This is a genomic window from Cohnella sp. 56, from assembly GCF_037963805.1.
Taxonomy (GTDB): Bacteria; Bacillota; Bacilli; order Paenibacillales; family Paenibacillaceae; genus Cohnella.
Map to the genome: position 1 here is coordinate 42,971 of NZ_JAZDQE010000022.1, position 18,960 is coordinate 61,930.

Here is an 18,960-nt window from a genome sequence, read left to right on the forward strand (position 1 = left end):
CCGCATCATCCTACTTGGGATCGGCATCCCCGGTGTGGTCCAGCCCGCCCTTGCGCACCTTGTCCACCGCTTCTCGTCCGCTGCGCACGCCCAGCTTCTTCAAGATTCGGTTGACCTGGTTTTTCAGCGTGCTCTCCGCCTTGAACAGCTTTCGTTCGATCTGCGGATGCGTATAGCCCTCCTCGAGCAGCTCGAACACCTCCCGCTCCGCCGCGGTCAGCGACCGGAGCTGCTCCTCGCGCTTCAGCCGCCGCAGCTCCTTGAGCAGCGCGTCCATAGGCTCGGGATGATGATGGGCGCCGCGGATGACTTGCGGCAGCTCCCTGAAGCGGGACTTGTCCAGATAGTGGATCGCGCCCGCCGTGAAGGCGTCCGTTATCGTGCGCTCGGACGCGTCCGACGTCAGCATGATGATTCTGACCGGGCGCAGCTCCGTCAGGGCGAGGGCGGTGTAGATCCCGTCGCGGCCCGCATCGGACAAGTGGACGTCCAGCAGCGCCACGTCGAAGTCAATCGATGTGGCCAGTCCCAGCGCCGCTTCGGCCGAGCCGGCCGTCCCGACGACCAGCAGATCGGCCTGCTGGTTCAAATATACGCTCATCGCTTTGACCCAGTCCGGATCGTCCTCGACGAGCAGCAGCCGGATCGGCTTCACGGACATCCCTCCTTGTCAACCGCGCAGGCTCGGCAGCCGCAGCCGGACGACCGTGCCCTGCCCCGGCTCGCTGTCGATCTCGGCCTTGCCGCCGCATTTGCGCATCACCTGATGGACGTAGGACAAGCCGAGGCCATAATTGTCCTTGCCCGGCTTCGTGCTGTAGAATGGCTCCCATACCCGCTCGAGCAGTCCGGGCGGCATGCCGGGCCCGGTGTCCCTCACGCTCAGCACGACGTCCCGCCGCGAGAGCCGCACCCCGGCCTCCAGCGCGCCGCCGCTCTCCATCGCTTCGGCCGCGTTGGCCAGCACATTGCCGAGCGCTTCCCGCAGATGGACCGGGTCCGCGAGCACATACAGTCGCTCGGCGCACGCTTCGTCGACCGCCACGCCTTGCCCGGCGAAGCGCTCCCGGAGCGGCTCGAGCGCCTCGCGCATCAGGACGCCGGCATCGCAGCGCGCCGGATTCCAGGCGAAGTCGCGGGTCCGGCTGTGAATTCGTCCCGCCATCTCCGTCAGGTGGGACGCGGCGCGCTCGATGACCGCCAGATGCTCCTCCGCGGCGGTGTCGCCGCCGACGGCCGTGCCTCGCAAATTTTCCACGCTGATCGCGATCTTGCCGGCCTCGTTCTTGATCGTATGACTGAGCAGGCTCGTCCCCATCCCGGCGGCCTTCATCGCGCCGGCCAGCGAGTCATTCTCCACCTTGACCTTCACGCCCAGTACGCCGTACACGAACACGCACAGCAGCGCGATGGCGAACGAGTAGACGATAAATACGGAGACGTAGCGAAAAAAATCGAACGAAGGCCACACCGCCTTCGCGATATTAATGAAGACGAGAACGCCGAGCAGCGTAGGGACGGTGATCAGCGCGGTGACGATGCGGCTCCTCCGGCGCAGCCGGTCCTGCTCGCGCGCACAGGACGATACGAGCAGCCAGCAGGCGATCAAGTAATACGGCGCCGTCCACGTCAGCAGCAGCGGAAAATTGGGCGCGAGCCGCTCCAGCAGCAGACTCTCGAGTACGGTCGCGAGCGGCGGGAGCAGCAGCCAGCCTTTGAGGCGATATGCGCGAGCCGCGGCCTCGGCCCGGCCGCCCGCATAGACCAGGCTGAACAATAGTACGCCGTACGGCGTCAGGGTATGGTTCAGCAGTTGGGCGATCTTGTAGGCGGTGCCGAGCCCGGGCGCCGACAGCCATTGCTCCGCGACGCCGCCGAGCGAAGCGCAGAGCAGGAAAAAAGCCGCCCAGCGGTTGCTCGCGCTCCGGAAGTTCGCCGCGAGCAGGACGATCGCCGCCGCCGACAGCAACGTGAGATAATAAAGCATGGTCGCTCCTCGCCAAGCCATGCGCAGCCGATCCGTCAATCCGATCGAACGAGACCCGCGAATTCCGCAGACTATGCTGCACATAACCGTTTAACGCTGATTATACCCGAATTTAAACCGCACGCACACTGCCTTCGCCCGAGCAGGTCAGGTCGTCTTCTTGACGAGCGACAGCGCGATCGCCGCAGGACCGCCCGTCAGCGCGAACCGCACAAATGCCAGCTCGTCTCCGACGATGCGCGCGTCCGCTCCTCCGGCGCACTCCGCAATCTCGTATCCGGCGAGGTCGTCCCAGTAGACGAGTCCGAACGGCACGGGGCTATGGTGTCCGATCTCGAACGTCATGGAGATGCGGCCGTCCTCCCTCGCATAGTCGCGCACGAACACCTGGGGCACGTCCTCCTCGAATGTATCGTTCATGTTCCCCTTGCCGACATAGCTGCGCAGCCGGTGCGGGACGCAGCTTCCTTCGACGAACGCCATCTGGCACTCCTTGTCATAGTACAGAAATGTTTTGGGCCACGGGCCGCCCCCCGTACCGCCCAGCGCGACGGTATAATCGTTCGTCTGCGGCCGGATGCCGGTATCTTGCGTGAGCATGTAGACGGGCGCGGTGTCCGCATTGCGGGTCCGATACAGCCGCACCGCCTCCGGCACCGTCGTCAGCGTCACCGGATGCTGCGCGACATAGGCAAAAAAAAGATCGAGCATGCCCGCGCAAGCTTCGACATGATCGGCCGGAAAGACGGCGAATCGCTCCGTGAACTCCATCTCGTGCGCCTCCTGCTGCTGGAGGAAAAACACCTGATCGTTGTGCGCCGTGTTGGCCAAATAATCGTCGAACACGCGTCGCCAATATTCGATATCGTCCCCCGTGCACAATCCCGCGCGGAGCACGTCGTTCGGATCGGTCGAATACACGACGGGGCTGCCCGAATGATAGGTCGCATGCAAATCGCGGGCCGTCCACTCGAAGGCGACGACGCTGCCCCCGTCCGGATGCGGCGCCTTGTACCGGCTCGGGTCCGCGTACCAGGCGCCCCACGGAATTCCCTTGTGCGTGATGCCGTCCCACCATACCTGCTCCCAGCAATAGCCCCACATGCCCTCGAAGCCCAGCTCCTCGAGCGTTTCGATGACCTCGCTGTAAATTTTCCCGCGCGCCGCCACCTTCGTCGACACCCAGGGGAACGCCTCCTCGACGATACGCCAGTCCCGCGCCAGCGCCGCCTTGAAGCGTTCCTTGGAGGCGCCCGTATCCTCGATAAAAAAAGGGCTCTGGAGGATGACGTCGTCCCCGTAGCGCGCATGCCAATCGACGATGCGTTCGCGCAGGACGGGCACGGAGCCGCCGTTGACGATCCAGGTGACGGGGATGCCGTGCTTGTGCGCGATGGCGGCGGTGCGGTCGATTCCTTCTACGGCTACCCCTTTGCCCCAGGGCGTATCGTAATGCGCCGCATAGCTGACGAACGTATAAATCAAATTTTTCGGCTTCAAAAAAGTTCCCTCCCTGCGGTAGCTGAAAATGTCCGTAAACGCCCGACAGAGCGCCCGAAACCCGGACGCTCTGCCGCAAGCCTGTGTGAAGCGGCGCGAATTGCCGCGCTTACTTTTTGTTCTCCGCCCGCCACGTATCGATTTGCTGCTGCAGCTCGGCCTGCACCTTCTCGATGCCCGCGCTCTTCAGCTTGGCGTTGCGCTCTTCGAGCAGCTTATCCGGATTTTTGACGGCGCCGGTGAAGATCGACTGGTACTCGGTGACGACGGCGGTCATCTGCGTGATCTCGTTCTTCACGTTCGTATCGTCGAATACGAAGCCCATGAGCGGGAAGCGCTTGGCGTCGTTGTTGAACTTCTCCCAGCTCGTGTACAGATCGTCCGGCTGGCCGGGCTTCAGGTAGTTCAGCAACTGGTTGCCGACGACCCACGACGTGCCGGGGTTGTAGCCGCTGTCGGCGATCGGCTCGATGCGGTTGTCGCCGACCTTTTTATAATGCTTGTCTTCGATGCCGTTGACGAACAGATTGATGACGTACGGATCGGTATGCAGGTAGTTGAGCACCATCATCGCGCGGTCCGGGTCCTTGGACGTACGGGAGATTGCGAACATCGAGCCTGCGGCCAAGTCCGTCGTGACGATCGGCTCCTCGACGACATGGGATACGTAGTCGTACTTGCTGTCGGTGACGAGCTTCATCTCGATGTCTGCGCCCGGCTTCCACGTGGCGGCCTGCACCCAGATCTTGCCTTCCTTCTGCAGATCGTTGATCGTCGTCGTGCTCGTCGCGGCGTCGGCGTTGATGTAGCCCTTCTCGTAGAAGCTGCGGAACAGGCCGAGCTCCTTCTTGTTGATGTCTACGATCTCGGGATCGAGCACCGACTTGACCTTCATCTCGTCGGACGATTTGTAATCGAGCAGGAACATCGGCGTCTTCGCCGGCGCCGGGCCGATCGGGCGGTAGTTGCCGCTCGTCTCGTACATCATGAAGCCGCCGCCGAAGTTGCCGGAGCCGCCGGCTACATAGTAAGGAATGATGCCTGGCTCGCCCGCCTTGACCTTTTCCATCCAAGGCTCAAGGTCGGCCATGTTATTGATGCTGTCGACCGGAATCTGATACTTGTCGACGATGTCCTTGCGGTACGTGATCGCCTTGCCCTGCGTGATCTCCTTGTTCGTCGGGATCGCATACAGCTTGCCCTTGAGGCGCGGCGCTTCGAGATAGAGCGGGTTCAGGCGGTCCTTGATGCCCTGCCCGTACTTCGCCAGCAAGTCGTCGAGCTCGATAAAGGCGCCCTTGGAAACGTTGCCGAAAAAGTTCAGCCAGGAAGCCGTGAACACGAGGTCCATCTTTTCGCCGGTATTCATCATCAGTTCGGTGCGGTTTTTGTAGTCGCTCGAGGCGATCGGCTGCAGCTTGACCGTCGCGTTGATTTTTTCCTTGAAAAACTCGTTCAGCTTCGCTTCGACGAGCGCGTCGTCCGCCTGCGGCTTGCCGAAGTAGACGATCGACACCTCGTACGGAGCGAGCTCGCTCGGCGCAGCACTCTCGGACGGCGCCGCGCTCGCCGAAGCGGATGCGCTGGGCGCGGCGGAGCTTGCCGGAGGCGAGGATGCCGCTTTGTTGTTGCCGCCGCCGGCGCAAGCCTGCAGCACCGTGGCGAAGGCGAACACAAGCGCCAATGCCGGGATATGCCGTTTCGTTTTATTCATTTTCATTTTCATTGCGTGTAACCCTCCTGGTATTTAATTAGATTATATAGATCGGCCGGGAATCGGCATAGCGAGCGTGCCTGCGGCCGGAACTACCGGTATGCGAAGCGCAATCGGATCAGCCTTTGACTGCGCCGATGGTGAGACCTTTGACGAAGTACTTTTGGAAAAACGGATAGACGAGCAGGATCGGCCCCATGCCGACGACCGCCATCGCCATCTGCAGCGACTCGTTCGGCAAATTCCGCATCAGCTCCGGATTTTGCGCCGCCAACTGCACGTTTTCCCGCAAATACTGGATGTCGTTCAGCACGCGGATCATGAGGAACTGGACCGGATACTTGTCTTCCGCCCGGATGAACAGCAGTGCGTTGAACCAGTCGTTCCAGAACAGAATCGTGCTGAACAGCGCCATCGTCGCCATGACGGGGAGCGAGAGCGGCAGGACGATGCGGACGAAAATCCGCAGCTCCCCCGCGCCGTCGATCCGGGCCGACTCGATGAGTGCGGGGTGAATCGTCGTCTGGAAAAAGGTGCGCATGATGATGACGTTAAACGGCACGATGAGCAGCGGCAGCAGGAGCGCCGCATAGTTGTCCAGCAGCCCGAGCCCCTGCGTGAACACGATGTACTTGCTGACGATGCCGCCGCTGAACAGCATCGTGAAAAACAGGAAGAAGGTGAAAAACGGGCGCAGCGGGTAGTCCTGGCGGGAGATCGGGTAGGCGTACAACGCCATCAGCAGCACGCTAAGCAGGGTGCCGACGGCGGTAATGCCGATGCTGACGTCGTAGGCGCGCAGGATCGTGCCGTAATCCTTGAACAGGCTCTCGTAGGCGATGAGCGACCACTTGGCGGGGAAAAAGCTGTAGCCCCGGCTCAGCAAGGAGTCGTTGTGCGTGAACGAGACGACGATGACGAGCACGACGGGCAGCACGCAGGCCAGCGCCAAGACGATGAAGCCGCCGTTCAGGACGAAGTTGGTGAGCGGCGAGATGGAATTCTCGCGGCGGCTCGCGATTCTCAGCATAGCTAAATTTCACCTCGTTTTTTTGACTAGAACAGCGCTTGATCCTTGTCGATCCTGCGCACCGACGCATTGGTCAGCAGCACGAGCGCAAAGCCGAGCACGGACTGGACGAGCGCCGCCGCGGACGACATGCCGATATCGTTGAGCTCCTTCAGCGCGCGATAGACGTAGGTGTCGACCGTGTCGGTGACAGGATAGAGCGGGCCGGAATTCATCGGCACCTGGTAGAACAAGCCGAAGTCGGAGTTGAACACATGACCCATGTTCAGAATCGTGATGATGATGATGACCGGCCGGATCGTGGGCAGCGTGATGTGGAAGATCTGCCGCCACTTCGACGCGCCGTCGATGACGGCGGCCTCGTAGTACTCGGGATCGATACCCGCGATCGCCGCGATGTAGATGACGGCGCCGATGCCGACGCCCTTCCAGGCGCTGACGATCGTCAGAATGTAGGGCCAGTACGATGTCTCGGAGTACCAGAACACATGCGATTTGCCCAGCCACTCCACGATCGTGTGATTGAGGAAGCCCTTCTCCGGGTTGAGGAAGCCGTATACGAGATAGCTCACGACGACCATCGACAGAAAGTAGGGCATGATGAGAAAGGTCTGATAGGTTTTGGCCAGCAAGCGGTTGCGGATCTCGTTGATCGCGACGGCGATCGCCACGGACAGCAGCAGGTTGACGATCATGAACACGATGCTGTACGACACCGTATTGCGGGCGATCCGCCAGATCGAGCCCGAGGTGAACAGGAACTCGAAGTTGTCGAAGCCGACCCATGGGCTTTTCCAGATGCCGTCGATATAATTGATGTTCTTGAAGGCGATGAACACGCCGAACATCGGCAGGTAGTTGTTCAGGACGAGCACGGCCAAGGCGGGGACGATCATCAAGGTCAGATACCTGTACTTCCAAAAGAGCTTCCATCTTGCGTGCAAGGGCGCCACATCCTTTCTGTGACTTCAGTATAGATTGGCGGTCCCATGCGCGACGATGATGTATTCCTGTCAGAGTGTGATCTAAAATGAGGTAGCTGCGGGGGAGATGCTCGTTGTTCCTGGATGAGACTAGTTTGGCGGGGATGGGGGACAGCGCGCGCTCGTTGTTCCTGGATGAGACTAGTTTGGCGGGGATGGGGGACAGCGCGCACTCGTTGTTCCTGGCTGAGACTAGTTTGGCGGGGATGGGGGCCAGCGCGCGCTCGTTGTTTCTGGATGAGACTAGTTTGGCGGAGGTGGGGGAGTTGGCTTCCGATTCTGGGCGGCTCATTGCGTGATATTCTGCTGCTCCCGCTATTCGCCGCCCGTCCGCGCCGGAATCGTGATGACCGCCCGCAGCCCGCTCCCCTCGGGACGCTCGTAGCTCAGCCCGTACGCTTCGCCGAAGTGCAGCCGCACGCGCTCGTGCACGTTGCGGATGCCGTAGCCCTTGCCCGGTTCCTCGCCGCTCACAATACGCGTCAGCCGCTCCATGTCGACCGGCAGGAAGCCGTTGTCCTCCACCTCCAGCCGGATGTCGTCTCCGACCTTCCGCGCGCGGATGACGATCAACCCCTCTCCGTCCATGCTGCTCACGCTGTGGAAGATCGCATTTTCCACGAGCGGCTGCAATATAACCTTCGGCGTCATAAACGACACCAGCCCCTCGTCCACCTCCCAGCGTGCCTCGAACGTATCGGGATACCGCTTCATCTGCAGCCGGCAATACGCCTGCGCATGCTCGAGCTCCTCGCCGATCGGGATTTCCGTCTTCCCTTTGCTGAGGCCGATCCGCAGCAGCTTGGACAGATCCTTGACCATGTCGCCGACGCCCGGATTGCCGCTGTCGAGCGCGTACCAATAGATCGAATCCAGCGTGTTGTATAGCAGATGCGGCGTTATTTGCGAGTGGAGGGCGGCGAGCTCGTTTTCCCGCTGCTGGATCTTGATGACGTAGTTCTCCTCGATGGACCGGTCCAGCCTGTCCGTCATCTTCAGGAAGGCGCCGTAGAGGATGCCGAACTCGTCGCCGCGCAGCAGGCCGTCGTCGACGTCAAGCCGTTTGCCCGGCTCGTAAATTCGCGTGATCTTCGTCAGCCGGACGAGCGGGCGCACGACGATCCGCAGCAGGTACAGTACGAAGGCGAACACGCACAGCAAGTAAATCGCCGAGGCGGCCATAATGATCCATTGGAAGGCGGTCCGTCTGTCGGCGACGGCGCCGAGCGGGATCTGATAGACGAGCCGGGTGCCGAACGCAGTCCGTCTGGAAAAAGCGTACAGCAGCTCCTCGCCGCCGCGGCTCTTGTAAAAGTAACCTTCCGTCTCGCCCTTCAGCCGATCGGGCATGCCGCTCATATCGAGCGGCTCGTCTCCGACCTGAATGAGCTGTTCGCCCGAATCGTTGAACAAATAAATGCCCGCATCGTCCGCGAGCCCGACCGAGACGAGGTCGCGCTTCATCAGCGCCTCGAGTCTCGAGACGACGAGGTAGCCGAGTGTATCGTCGTATGCCTTGGGGTTCAGGACTGCGCGGACAAGGCTGACGGTCGGCGGACCGCCGTCGGTCGACAGCGGGAGCAGGGTCGCCCCTCCCTTCTCCTTCAGCGCCCGGGCGGCCCAATCCGGCAGCATGGCCGCATCCCATGTTATATATCTGAAGCCGCGGGTTTTGTTGGACAGGTCGAACGGCGCGCTTTTTCCTTCCTTGTTCGTCATATACAGGGAATACTCCGTGCCGTCGGACGACCACCGCTCCAGGATGGCGTCCGCCTCCCGCATCTGGCCCAGCGTCTCGATGTTGGTCCAGAAGCGGTACTGGCCCTCATCGCTGAAAAAGTGCGTATCCAGCAGAGTGACGGTCTTGTCGCTGACGGCGGACAGCGTCTTCTCCAGCGTCATGTGGTTCTGCTTGACGAGTTGAAGCGTCGTCATGCCGACCTCGCCGCGCATCGAATCGGACGCCTTGTACGCGGAGATCCAGCCGACGACGAGGAACGGACAGACGATGAACAGCGCGAAGGCGATCGCAACTTTGTATTTGAGCTTCAGCCGTCGTTCCCCTGCCTTTCCTTGCGATATTCAGCCGGACTCAGGCCCGCGTACCGCTTGAACATTCTTCCGAAATGCTCCGGCGATTCGTAGCCGACGGCATACGCGATCTCGTAACGCTTTTTGTCGGTCGTCTCCAGCAAATGCTTCGCCTCTTCGATCCGCAGCTCCGTAACGAAGTCCCACATGTTTTTACCCGTCTCCCGCTTGAACAGGTAGCTCAGGTAAGCCGTGCTGAAATGCACCTCGCTTGCGACATCCTGAATCTTGAGCGCCGGATCGCGGAAACGCTCCCGGATAAAGCCGGTGATGCGCGCGAGAATGGAACGGTCGCGGTCTTGCGTCAACTGCCCGAGCATCGCCGACACGTCGGGGATGTAGGACGCCAGCGCCGCCAGCTTGCCTGCCGCATCCGAGCCGCGAAAGTACGCGTCCGGATCGAACCTTTGCAGCGACATCCCGTTCGCCCGGCCTTGCTCCAGCAGCAGACCGTACAGCCGGTACGCCAGCATGCCGAAGTAGCTGTTGAAAATCTCCGCTTCGTCCTGCAGCCGGCGAAGCGTCTGCAGCAGCATCCCGCCGTTCTCGTCCGGCCCGGCATTGCCGGCACCGGCCTTCAGCGTCTGCACGAATTCATCCACCTGCGCGATCCAGGCGGCAATGTCGAGATTTTCCCGCGCCTTGCGGTCCTCAAAGTAGAACACCCGCTGTCCCGGATTCGTATGACGCCATTCGGCGGCAGCGTTCGCTTCGTCCATCAGCTTCGGCAGCATGAACACGTTCGCATGAACCGAGCTGATGCCTACCGTCGTCTCGATGTTCAGGTAACTCTTGAGATTCATATGGATCATCTGTCCGATCAGATGGAGCTGCGACTCGATGCCCGCGCCGCGCCCGTGCGCACCCGGCTCGCCGAACCGGAGGATGGCGACGATCTCGTTGCCGTACCCGCTCAGCGAGAGCCCGCGCCATTCTCCCAGGCACTCGTTCAATATATTAATGGAGGCGTACTTCAGCAGCTTGCGGTCTTGCAGCGCGATCTCCCGGTCGCTGAAGCCGCCGCGGGTGAGATCCAGCCGGATCGAGACGACGCCGAACAGCCCGTCCGCAGCCTGATCGCCGAGCAGCATCGCGAGCGCCTCGCCGTCCTTGGCCGGCAGATCGCCTTCCGTCACGAGCGCCGCGAGCAGCTCGCCCATGCCCGGCTGGCCCGTCTTGCCGCTGCCTGCGCGCTGCGCCTCGGACAGCGCCAGCGACTTGCGGCCGATCGCCTCGTTCTCGCGCAGCACGCTGCCTACGATGCGCAGCAGATCGTCGCGCTCGACCGGCTTGACGAGATAGTCCCGCGCGCCGAGCCGCAGCGATTTTTTCGCAAAATCGAACTTCTCGTGGGCCGAGATGACGATTACGGGCAGATGAGGCTGCTCCATATAGATCGTCTCCATCAGCTCGATGCCGCTCATGCGGCTCATCTGAATGTCCGTCAGGACCAGGTCGAACGTCTCCATCCGCAAATAATCGATCGCCTCAAAGCCGTTCAGCGCCGTCTCTACGTGCGCGATGTTCAGATCCGAGCCGAGCAGGAAGTTTTTGATGCCCGTGCTCACTCTCGGCTCGTCGTCGACGACCAGTATTTTGTGCATGTCCGCTGCCTCCTCGCTGTCCGCGCCGTCTCGTCCCGATCGGGCGATACTCCCGTCAGGTCTAGCCTAAGCCAGGAAGCGGCGTCTGTCGATGATCTTTTTCCGTACAACATGTGATATATAATCATGCGTGAATAAATCACAAGCGGGCGAGATTACATCCTCGTGCGCGGCAGGCTGCATGATTACGATAGCTATGTAAGCGATTCCATAAAATGAATGGAGGCTTCGTTAATGATTGGTTTTAAGAAAAAGAAAGGAACTGTCAGGAAATCGTTCGCCGGCTTGCTGGGACTGACGCTGCTGCTCGGCCTGCTCGCGCCGCTCGGTGCCGTCTCCGCAGCCGTCGCGCCGCTGCCGGGTCCGGGCAATCCGCTTGTGTACGACGATTTCGGCGGGGGCGGACTGTTCAAGCAGAACTGGACCAACTGGTACAACCAGAACGGCGGCACCGGCACCTTCTCCAAAACCACCGTCGATTCGCGGCAGGTCGGCAAATTCGCGCAGACGCCGAGCTCCGGCTCCTCGTGGGCGAAGTTCCAGCCGATGAACGAAACCGTCGACCTGACGGGCTACCGCTATCTGAACGTCACGATGAAAAATCCGGGCTACGCGGACTCGCTCATCCGCGTCGCGGTAAACGACGGAACGACCAACTACAATCTGACGGGCGGATGGGTATCCGTCCCCACGAGTTGGACGACGCGTCAATACGACCTGAATACGCTCGCGCCAGCGCTCAAGAAGAAGACGGCCAAGCTGGAAATCTGGCTGCGTCAGTCGGGCGGCGCCTACGGCGAGACGCTCATCGACGACATCTTCGCCTCGACGGACGCCGGCGGCACCGCGCCGACGCTGACCGGCAGCATGAGCGCCAATTCGTCCGCGTACACCCAGAATACGGCGTTTACCTTCCGCGCCACGTATACGGACGCCGACAACGAAAAGCCGTTCGCCATGCAGCTCGTCGTCGACGACACCGCCTACGATATGCTCGAGACCGACAGCGCCGATACGACCTATTCGGACGGCAAAGATTATTATTACATCACGAAGCTTTCCGCCGGGGCGCACACGCACTTTTTCCGCGCCGGGGATCTCACCTCGGACGAGGTGCGGACGCCGGTGCAGGCGACGCCGGTCGTCACGTCATCCAGCGAAGCGCTCGACGTCGTCGTCAGCCAGGCCGGCTACAATGCCGGCGGGTTCAAGGACGCCCAGGTCGTGTCCACGAGCCCGCTGACCGATCTGTCCTATCAGGTGAAGGACGACGGCGGAACCGTGGCGGCCTCCGGCACGATGACCTACAAGGGCTTTTTTTGGAATCGTCATGTATATACGATCGACTTTTCGACGGTAACCGCAGCGGGCGGCGGCTACACGATCGTCTCGAACGGCATAACGTCCTATCCTTTCCCCATCAAAGCCAACGTCTGGTCCGACTACAAGGACGAGATGACGGCGTTCTACCGGCTGCTGCGGGCGGGGGTGGCGACGGAGGACGCGTATCCGGCGGGCTACAGCACCGCCGCGCCGTCGGCCAAGCTGTATCACGGAGCCGGCCATCTGGACGACGCCGCGTCGACCGACGGCACGACGCATTACGATCTGAAGGGCGGCTGGTACGACGCCGGCGACTACGGCAAATATGCGGGCAACCAATGGGTCGCGGCCGAGATCGCGCTCGCCTATGTCCGCCATGCGGACGCCGCCGCCGTCAAGTACGACAACGACGCCAACGGCATTCCCGATCTCGTCGACGAAGCCGTCTTCGGCAGCGAATACTTGATCAAGTGGGCCGACCAGTTCGGCGGAGAGCTGTACGATATTAAAAATAATGCGTCCTTCGTGCATCCGGAAAAGTCGACGGACAACGTCAGCGGCAATACAGACGACCGGCGGATCAGCGGACTCGGCGTCGGCGGCTCGGCCAAGGCGGCCGGCGCGCTGGCAGCGACGGCACGCGCGATCCGGGAGGCGATCGCGCAGGGCGACGTCGACACCGCGAAGATCGCGTCGCTCGAAGACTTCGCCGACGATTGTCTCGCGGCGGCGATCGTATTTTACGACTATGTCGTCGCGCATCCGGACGGCCCCATCGGGTCCTACTCGACGCGCGGCGGCATCCCGAACTCGAAGCTGCTAGCGGACGTGGAGCTGTACCTGCTGACCGGCGATGCCGACTACAAGGACGCCGCGACGGCCAATATCGGGACGCTGACGATCGCCGATCTGGCGTCCACCAACTACTGGGATATGCGGCCGATGTCTCTGGCGGAGTTCTATCCCGTCGCCGATACCGCCACGAAGACGCATATCCAGCAGCTGCTTAAGCAGCAGGTCGACTTCTTCCTGTCCTCCGCGGACGATACGCCGTACGGCGTGCTGAACCAGTTCAAAAACTTCGGCGTCAACGAGCCGCATGCCTCCTATCTGGGCGACATGATGCGCTACTACGAGCTGTTCGGCGATCCGGCCGCGCTGCGCGCCGTTGAGAAGGGGATGTACTGGATCTTCGGCGAGAACCCTTGGAACATCAGCTGGGTGTCGGGCATCGGCGCCGACTTCGTCACCTACCCGCATACGCGGTACGACGAAGGGGCGAACGGCAACGCAAACAATTCCGGCATCGTCTTCCCCGGCGCCATGGTGAGCGGACCGAATATGAAGGACACGAAGGATAAGACCAGCGTCAGTCCATGGTACGAGGACCGCTCGCTCTATGCGGACGATACGAACCAATGGCGCTACAACGAGTTCAGCATCAGCATCCAGGCGGGGCTGCTGTATACGATCATGGGTCTCGGCTCGAATCCGACGGCCAGCTCCGCAGGCGCAGTGGCGCCCCGGCAGCTGCCGACGCTCTCGCCCGTCATCGGCGACTACGTGCGCGGCAACGTCACCGTGTTCGCGGGACCCGCGAACGGGTTGACCGACGTGTCCTACTCGACGGCGGGCCAGAGCGGCCCCTACGTCCCGATGTCGGTATCCGGCGCCGTCTATGCCGCCTCGATCGACGAGAGCGCATCGGTACCGTACGCGAACAAACGGGTCGACGTCAGAGGCACCGACAGCGCAGGCAACTACACGTACAGCTCGACGCATTACACGGTCGCGGCGCCGCTGCCCGACCCGTCTCACCCGCTGCTGTACGACGACTTCGGCGGCGGAGGGCTCTGGGGCTCGGCCGGCGGCAACAACGAGTGGGTGAACTGGTATACGCAGAACGGCGGCACGGCGACCTTCGCCAAGACGACTGCGGACGGCCGCTCGGTCGGCCTGTTCACGCAGACGCCGACTGCGACCAACTCCTACGCCAAGTTCCAGCCATGGCACGATTACGTCGACCTGTCGGGCTATCGCTACTTGAACTTCACGGTGAAAAACCCGGGCTATGCGAACTTGCGCATGAAAATCGAGCTGAACGACGGCACGCGCACCTATAACCTGACAGGCGGCTGGGCGACGGTGCCCACGACTTGGACCGACCTGCAGATCAATCTCGACGCGCTGTCCCCAGCCGTGAACAAGAAAAAGACGACGATGGCGATCTGGCTGAACCAGACGGCCGTCGGCTACGGCGAGCTGCTCGTCGACGAGATCAAAGCGACCAACGTCGCGAGCGGCACCGCGCCTACCTTGACCGCCGGCGGCGTGAACCATGCATCCGGTGACGCGGATACGGACTATACGTTCAGCGTGACGTATACGGACGCGGACAACGAGAAGCCGTTCGCGATGGAACTCGTCCTGGACGGCGTCGTCCACGCGATGACGGCGGTCGATGCCGGCGATACGACGTATACGGACGGCAAAGTGTACGCTTATACGACGAAGCTGCCGCTCGGCGTTCATTCGTATTATTTCCATACGACGGATACGACGAGGGATGCAGTGAGCAGCGCGGTTCAATCGGGTCCCGCCGTGAGCGCGACGCTGCTGGCCGACGACTTCGAGGACGGCAATGCGGACGGCTGGACGCCCACGAGCGGCACGTGGTCGGTGCAATCCGGCCGGTACGCCGGCCAGGCGGGCAGCGGCAACAGCTTCTCCGTGGCGGGCGATGCGGCCTGGACCGACTATACTTTGCAGGCAGATGTCAGCGTCACGAATAATACGAACGGCAACAAGGATGCGGGTCTGCTGTTCCGCTACGTCGACAGCGACAACTACTACGTGCTGTACCTGAAAAACAACGATCGCACCGGACGGAAGCTGGAGCTCGTCAAGTCGGTCGGCGGCGTAAAAACGACGCTCGGGTACGCAAATCCGAGCGTCGCCGCCGATACGTTTTACACTTACAAAATCGTGGCGAACGGTTCGAGCCTCTCGGTGTATCAGAACGACGTCCTCCAGTTCGCCGTCACGGACGGCGCGCTCGCCTCCGGACGCATCGGGGCGCGGGTGTACGCCAACACCAAAGCCTACTTCGACAATGTGACCGTCAAGCGTTAAGCAGATGGGGAGCCGGAAAAAACGGCTCCCTTTTCTCTGCGCGCGTATCCGTTGCATGCTGCCTCGCCTATGTGGTGCATAATGCCGGAGAATCCAGAAAAGGCACGACATCTCCATAAAAACGGGAAGAAGCGGGCATCACGCCGCTTCCCCCCATCAGAATTCGCTATAGGAACGTCATACGCGATTGAACGAATGGCTGCTGCAGCGCGCGTCATCGACGGACGACCGGCTTACCACCAGCCGCCTAAACCGCCGCCCCAGCCTCCGAAGCCTCCGCCCCAACCTCCCCAACCGCCGAAAGCGTAAGGGGCCGTGCCGATGGCGAGCAGATCGAACAGAACCAGCGGGATAATGGCTTTGGTCTGCACCTGCTTGCCTTTTCTCCGCTCCAGGATGAGCGAATCGCCCTTGATCGCCACCAGCTTGCCGTAGACGACGGAACGATCCTTGCGTACGGCATAGATATGGTGTCCGACGAGCTTTTGCGCTTGCGATTTGGTCACGCGTGCCATGCGAACTCCTCCCTTCACCGTTGGTCCGTTCATTATATGGCGGCAGAGGCCGCTCTGGCTGTACGCTTGTACGCGGCGAATCGCGGAGTTGCGAGCCTTGCGCGCAGCCTAGTCGGGTCGTGCGATCCGCATCGGCGGCCGAGAGTCGCACGAAACGCAAAAAACGCCGCCCCGGCGAAGGGACGGCGTCTTAAACGCGATTGATTACGCGTTGATTTTTTCCTTGGCGGTGCCGGCCAGCGAGTTGAACGCGGTGATGTCGTTCACGGCCAGGTCGGCGAGGATCTTGCGGTTTACTTCGATGCCGGCCAGCTTCAGGCCGTACATCAGCTTGCTGTAGGACAGGCCGTTCTGGCGAGCGGCTGCGTTGATACGCACGATCCACAGCTTGCGGAAGTTGCGCTTGGTCTGGCGACGGTCGCGGTATGCGTACGTCAGGGACTTCAGAACTTGCTCGTTGGCTTTCTTGAAGAGGCGGTGCTTGGCGCCCCAGTAACCTTTAGCCAGTTTCAGGACTCTATTGCGACGGCGGCGCGTTACGAACCCGCCTTTGACTCTTGCCATTTGAGATTACCTCCCGGTGAATGTGTAAGTCCGCTGCGCGGCGCAGCGAATCGTATCGTTTACTTCAGGTTAGCCAGCTGCTGCTTCATGCGGCGGACGTCGCCGTCGGCCAGCAGAGGCTGCGTGCCCAGAACGCGCTTTTGGCGGCCGGACTTGTGGGACAGCAAGTGATTCTTGTAAGCCTTGAAACGCTTGACCTTGCCGGTGCCGGTGATCTTGAAGCGGTCCTTCAGGCTGCTGTGTGTTTTCATCTTAGGCATCTGTATTTCCTCCTGTCGTCAATGGACGGCCTTGGGGGCCAGAATCATAATCATGCTGCGGCCTTCGAGCTTCGGCACGCGTTCGATGACGCACAGGTCTTCGCCCGTGGCCTCCTGCGCGACGCGCTCGAGAATTTTCTGGCCGATGTTGGCGTGGGCAATCTCACGACCGCGGAACCGCACGGAGCACTTGACCTTGTCGCCTTCCTTGAGAAACTTGATCACGTTGCGCATCTTGGTCTGATAATCATGCTCATCGATGTTCGCACGGAACCAGACTTCCTTCAGATCGACGATCTTCTGATTCTTCCGGGCTTCCTTCTCTTTCTTCTGCTGCTCGTAGCGGAATTTGCCGTAGTCCATGATGCGGCATACCGGCGGCTTCGCTTGCGGAGCTACATTGACGAGATCGAGATTGGCGTCGATCGCCATCTGCATCGCTTCCCTGAACGGCTTGATGCCGATCTGTTCGCCTTCAGCGCCTACCAGACGGACTTCCTTCGCCCGGATTTCCTCATTGATTTGATGATCCTTGCTAATAACGTTCCACCTCCATTAATGGAAAAAGGTCGTCGTTGCAACCTGGGCAACCAAATTCGAAGCTTGAAGAAGCAAATAAAAAATGCGGGCATCATCGCCCGCATTCCGCTCGCTAACGTTAGTTGGCCGCCGGCGGCGAGCAAGCTCGCCCGGTCGGACCGGGTACGTAGGCTACGCTGACCAGCCGGCGTCCGCCGAACAGGTGAGAAGCGGGAGCTTCTTCTTGATAGCACTGTTATTCAACAGCTACCGAACTACTGTATCACGCTCGGCCGAAGATGTCAATTATAATTGACGCACGACTACATCTGCTTGCCTTGCACTTCTTCCAGCCGCAGCACGCGCGTGTGCTCCGTGTGGCTCCACTGCTTGTTGTTCTGCGTGAAGAACGCCCAGAACGTCACCGGCCACCAGGAGAAGAAGAAGATCGGGAACGTGATCAGCCTGAAGTACAGCTTCCAGTTGACCTTCTCGAGCAGCATCGACAGCGGCAGCTGCGCGTAGATGTACAGCGAGATCGGCACCGCGATCCAGGCAGGCGCGACCGAGTAGATCGAATCGAAGTGCGGCGCGCCCGGCAGCAGCAGGTCGAACCAGAGCGTGAACGTCAGCAGGAAGCCGATCAGGAAGTTGTACGCGTTAAAAATATAGATGGCTGCGTCGATCTTCACCCAGCTGCGCTCGCGGATGCCCTGCCACAGCGTGGACAGCATGTAGCGGCGGGTAATGTCGAAGTGCCCCTGCATCCAGCGCAGACGCTGACGCGAGGACGCGCGGAACGTAATCGGCTTCTCGTCGTACACGCGGGCTTCGAAGTTGAACTTCGGTTTGATGCCGCGTTGGATACAGCGAACCGTGAACTCCAGATCCTCGACGAGACTCGTCGCGCCCCAACCCATCTCCTTGAGCAGCTTCGTCTCGAACGTCATGCCCGTGCCGCCCAGGAAGTTGGACAGGCCGAGATTGTAGCGCGGGAGCTGCCACAGGCGGTTGCAGAACCAGTAGTTGATCCCGTTGGCCGCACTGACCCAGCTGTCATGCGGGTTCTTCGTATCGAGATACCCCTGGATGACGCGGTGACCGTTGCACAGATCCTCGTTCATGTACTGGAGGAAATCGGTGGCGACCAGGTTGTCGGCGTCGAACATGACGACGGCATCGTACTGGCGCGGCCGCTTCCACAGCTCCTTCAGCATCCATTCGATGGCGAAGCCCTTGCCGCGCTGTGCCGGATTGTTGCGCTCGCAGGCGTAGACGCCTTCGTAGCCGCGGACGATATTGGCCGTGCCGTCCGTGCAGTTGTCGCAGATCACAAAAATATCGAACAGTTCGCGCGGATATTTCATTTTCAGCAAGTTCTCGATAAGAGCGCCGACGACGGTCTCTTCGTTGTGAGCGGCCACAAGAAGGGCGAACGATTTGGTCGGCTTGTGCGTGATCGTCTCCTTTTTGCGGTACCAGCCGAAGAAGGACAAGATCACTTGGTAGGCTCCGATCAGGAAAAAGAACACCTGAACGATGAGCAGCAGGTTGTTTAACATATGCGGTATTACCCCCTGGACCCCTATTTTTCATGATTTCTCTCTTTGTGCAACCAAGCTCGGAGAGTCCGAAAGCATACGCTTGATTGTCTTACCTTCGGTTCGCTTTGTCAAAACCGGCAGGCCGCCGTATCCGGCGCTCTCGGACCGGATATGCGGATTTAACCGCAATCATT

The 18,960-nt window shown here is 60.9% G+C and carries 15 protein-coding genes; 2 read left to right on the forward strand and 13 right to left on the reverse strand.

The features are described from left to right. Window positions 1–10: 10 nt before the first annotated feature. From VQ071_RS26385 to VQ071_RS26420, 8 genes are all read right to left on the reverse strand, one after another. Entirely contained in the window at window positions 11–655 is a 645-nt protein-coding gene (locus VQ071_RS26385) for a response regulator transcription factor (RefSeq protein WP_340517474.1), read from the reverse strand. Between the two features lie 15 nt (window positions 656–670). After that, a complete protein-coding gene (locus VQ071_RS26390; RefSeq protein ID WP_340517476.1) occupies window positions 671–1,987 on the reverse strand; it encodes a sensor histidine kinase in 1,317 nt (438 codons plus the stop codon). Between the two features lie 147 nt (window positions 1,988–2,134). Further along, a complete protein-coding gene (locus tag VQ071_RS26395) occupies window positions 2,135–3,487 on the reverse strand; it encodes a hypothetical protein (RefSeq protein WP_340517478.1) in 1,353 nt (450 codons plus the stop codon). A 109-nt stretch (window positions 3,488–3,596) separates the two neighbouring features. After that, entirely contained in the window at window positions 3,597–5,213 is a 1,617-nt protein-coding gene (locus VQ071_RS26400; RefSeq protein WP_340517480.1) for an ABC transporter substrate-binding protein, read from the reverse strand. A gap of 106 nt (window positions 5,214–5,319) precedes the next feature. After that, the gene (locus tag VQ071_RS26405) at window positions 5,320–6,231 is read right to left on the reverse strand and encodes a carbohydrate ABC transporter permease (protein ID WP_340517481.1); all 912 of its coding nucleotides are present in this window, start codon (window positions 6,229–6,231) and stop codon (window positions 5,320–5,322) included. A 26-nt stretch (window positions 6,232–6,257) separates the two neighbouring features. Further along, window positions 6,258–7,184 carry an ABC transporter permease gene (locus tag VQ071_RS26410; RefSeq protein ID WP_445293343.1) on the reverse strand — a complete coding sequence of 309 codons (927 nt, stop codon included), beginning with the start codon at window positions 7,182–7,184 and terminating at the stop codon, window positions 6,258–6,260. A 345-nt stretch (window positions 7,185–7,529) separates the two neighbouring features. Beyond that, window positions 7,530–9,167, reverse strand: a complete 1,638-nt coding sequence (locus tag VQ071_RS26415; protein ID WP_340517485.1) for a sensor histidine kinase — start codon at window positions 9,165–9,167, stop codon at window positions 7,530–7,532. Window positions 9,168–9,262: 95 nt separating this feature from the next. After that, entirely contained in the window at window positions 9,263–10,909 is a 1,647-nt protein-coding gene (locus tag VQ071_RS26420; RefSeq protein WP_340517487.1) for a response regulator transcription factor, read from the reverse strand. 234 nt (window positions 10,910–11,143) lie between these two features. On the opposite strand from VQ071_RS26420, the gene VQ071_RS26425 reads away from it, so the two are divergent. Further along, entirely contained in the window at window positions 11,144–15,364 is a 4,221-nt protein-coding gene (locus tag VQ071_RS26425) for a glycoside hydrolase family 9 protein (protein ID WP_340517489.1), read from the forward strand. Window positions 15,365–15,597: 233 nt separating this feature from the next. On the opposite strand, the gene VQ071_RS26430 is transcribed toward VQ071_RS26425, so the two are convergent. The 4 genes from VQ071_RS26430 to infC form a co-directional block, all read right to left on the reverse strand. Further along, window positions 15,598–15,879: a hypothetical protein gene (locus VQ071_RS26430; protein ID WP_340517491.1), complete on the reverse strand. Its 282-nt coding sequence runs from the start codon at window positions 15,877–15,879 to the stop codon at window positions 15,598–15,600. Between the two features lie 204 nt (window positions 15,880–16,083). Continuing rightward, window positions 16,084–16,443, reverse strand: a complete 360-nt coding sequence (gene rplT / locus VQ071_RS26435) for a 50S ribosomal protein L20 (protein WP_090114071.1) — start codon at window positions 16,441–16,443, stop codon at window positions 16,084–16,086. A 59-nt stretch (window positions 16,444–16,502) separates the two neighbouring features. Continuing rightward, complete coding sequence (gene rpmI / locus VQ071_RS26440) at window positions 16,503–16,703, reverse strand: 50S ribosomal protein L35 (RefSeq protein ID WP_090114073.1); 201 nt, start codon at window positions 16,701–16,703, stop codon at window positions 16,503–16,505. Between the two features lie 18 nt (window positions 16,704–16,721). Next, window positions 16,722–17,192 (reverse strand): translation initiation factor IF-3, encoded by a 471-nt coding sequence (infC, locus tag VQ071_RS26445; protein ID WP_340517558.1) that lies wholly within the window; start codon window positions 17,190–17,192, stop codon window positions 16,722–16,724. On the opposite strand from infC, the gene VQ071_RS26450 reads away from it, so the two are divergent. Continuing rightward, window positions 17,091–17,423 (forward strand): hypothetical protein, encoded by a 333-nt coding sequence (locus VQ071_RS26450; RefSeq protein ID WP_340517495.1) that lies wholly within the window; start codon window positions 17,091–17,093, stop codon window positions 17,421–17,423. The two genes, infC and VQ071_RS26450, sit on opposite strands and share 102 nt — an antisense overlap. A gap of 122 nt (window positions 17,424–17,545) precedes the next feature. Here VQ071_RS26450 and VQ071_RS26455 read toward each other — a convergent pair whose 3' ends face one another. After that, on the reverse strand, window positions 17,546–18,784 hold the full coding sequence (locus VQ071_RS26455; protein WP_340517497.1) for a glycosyltransferase family 2 protein: 1,239 nt from the start codon (window positions 18,782–18,784) through the stop codon (window positions 17,546–17,548). Window positions 18,785–18,960: the final 176 nt, after the last annotated feature.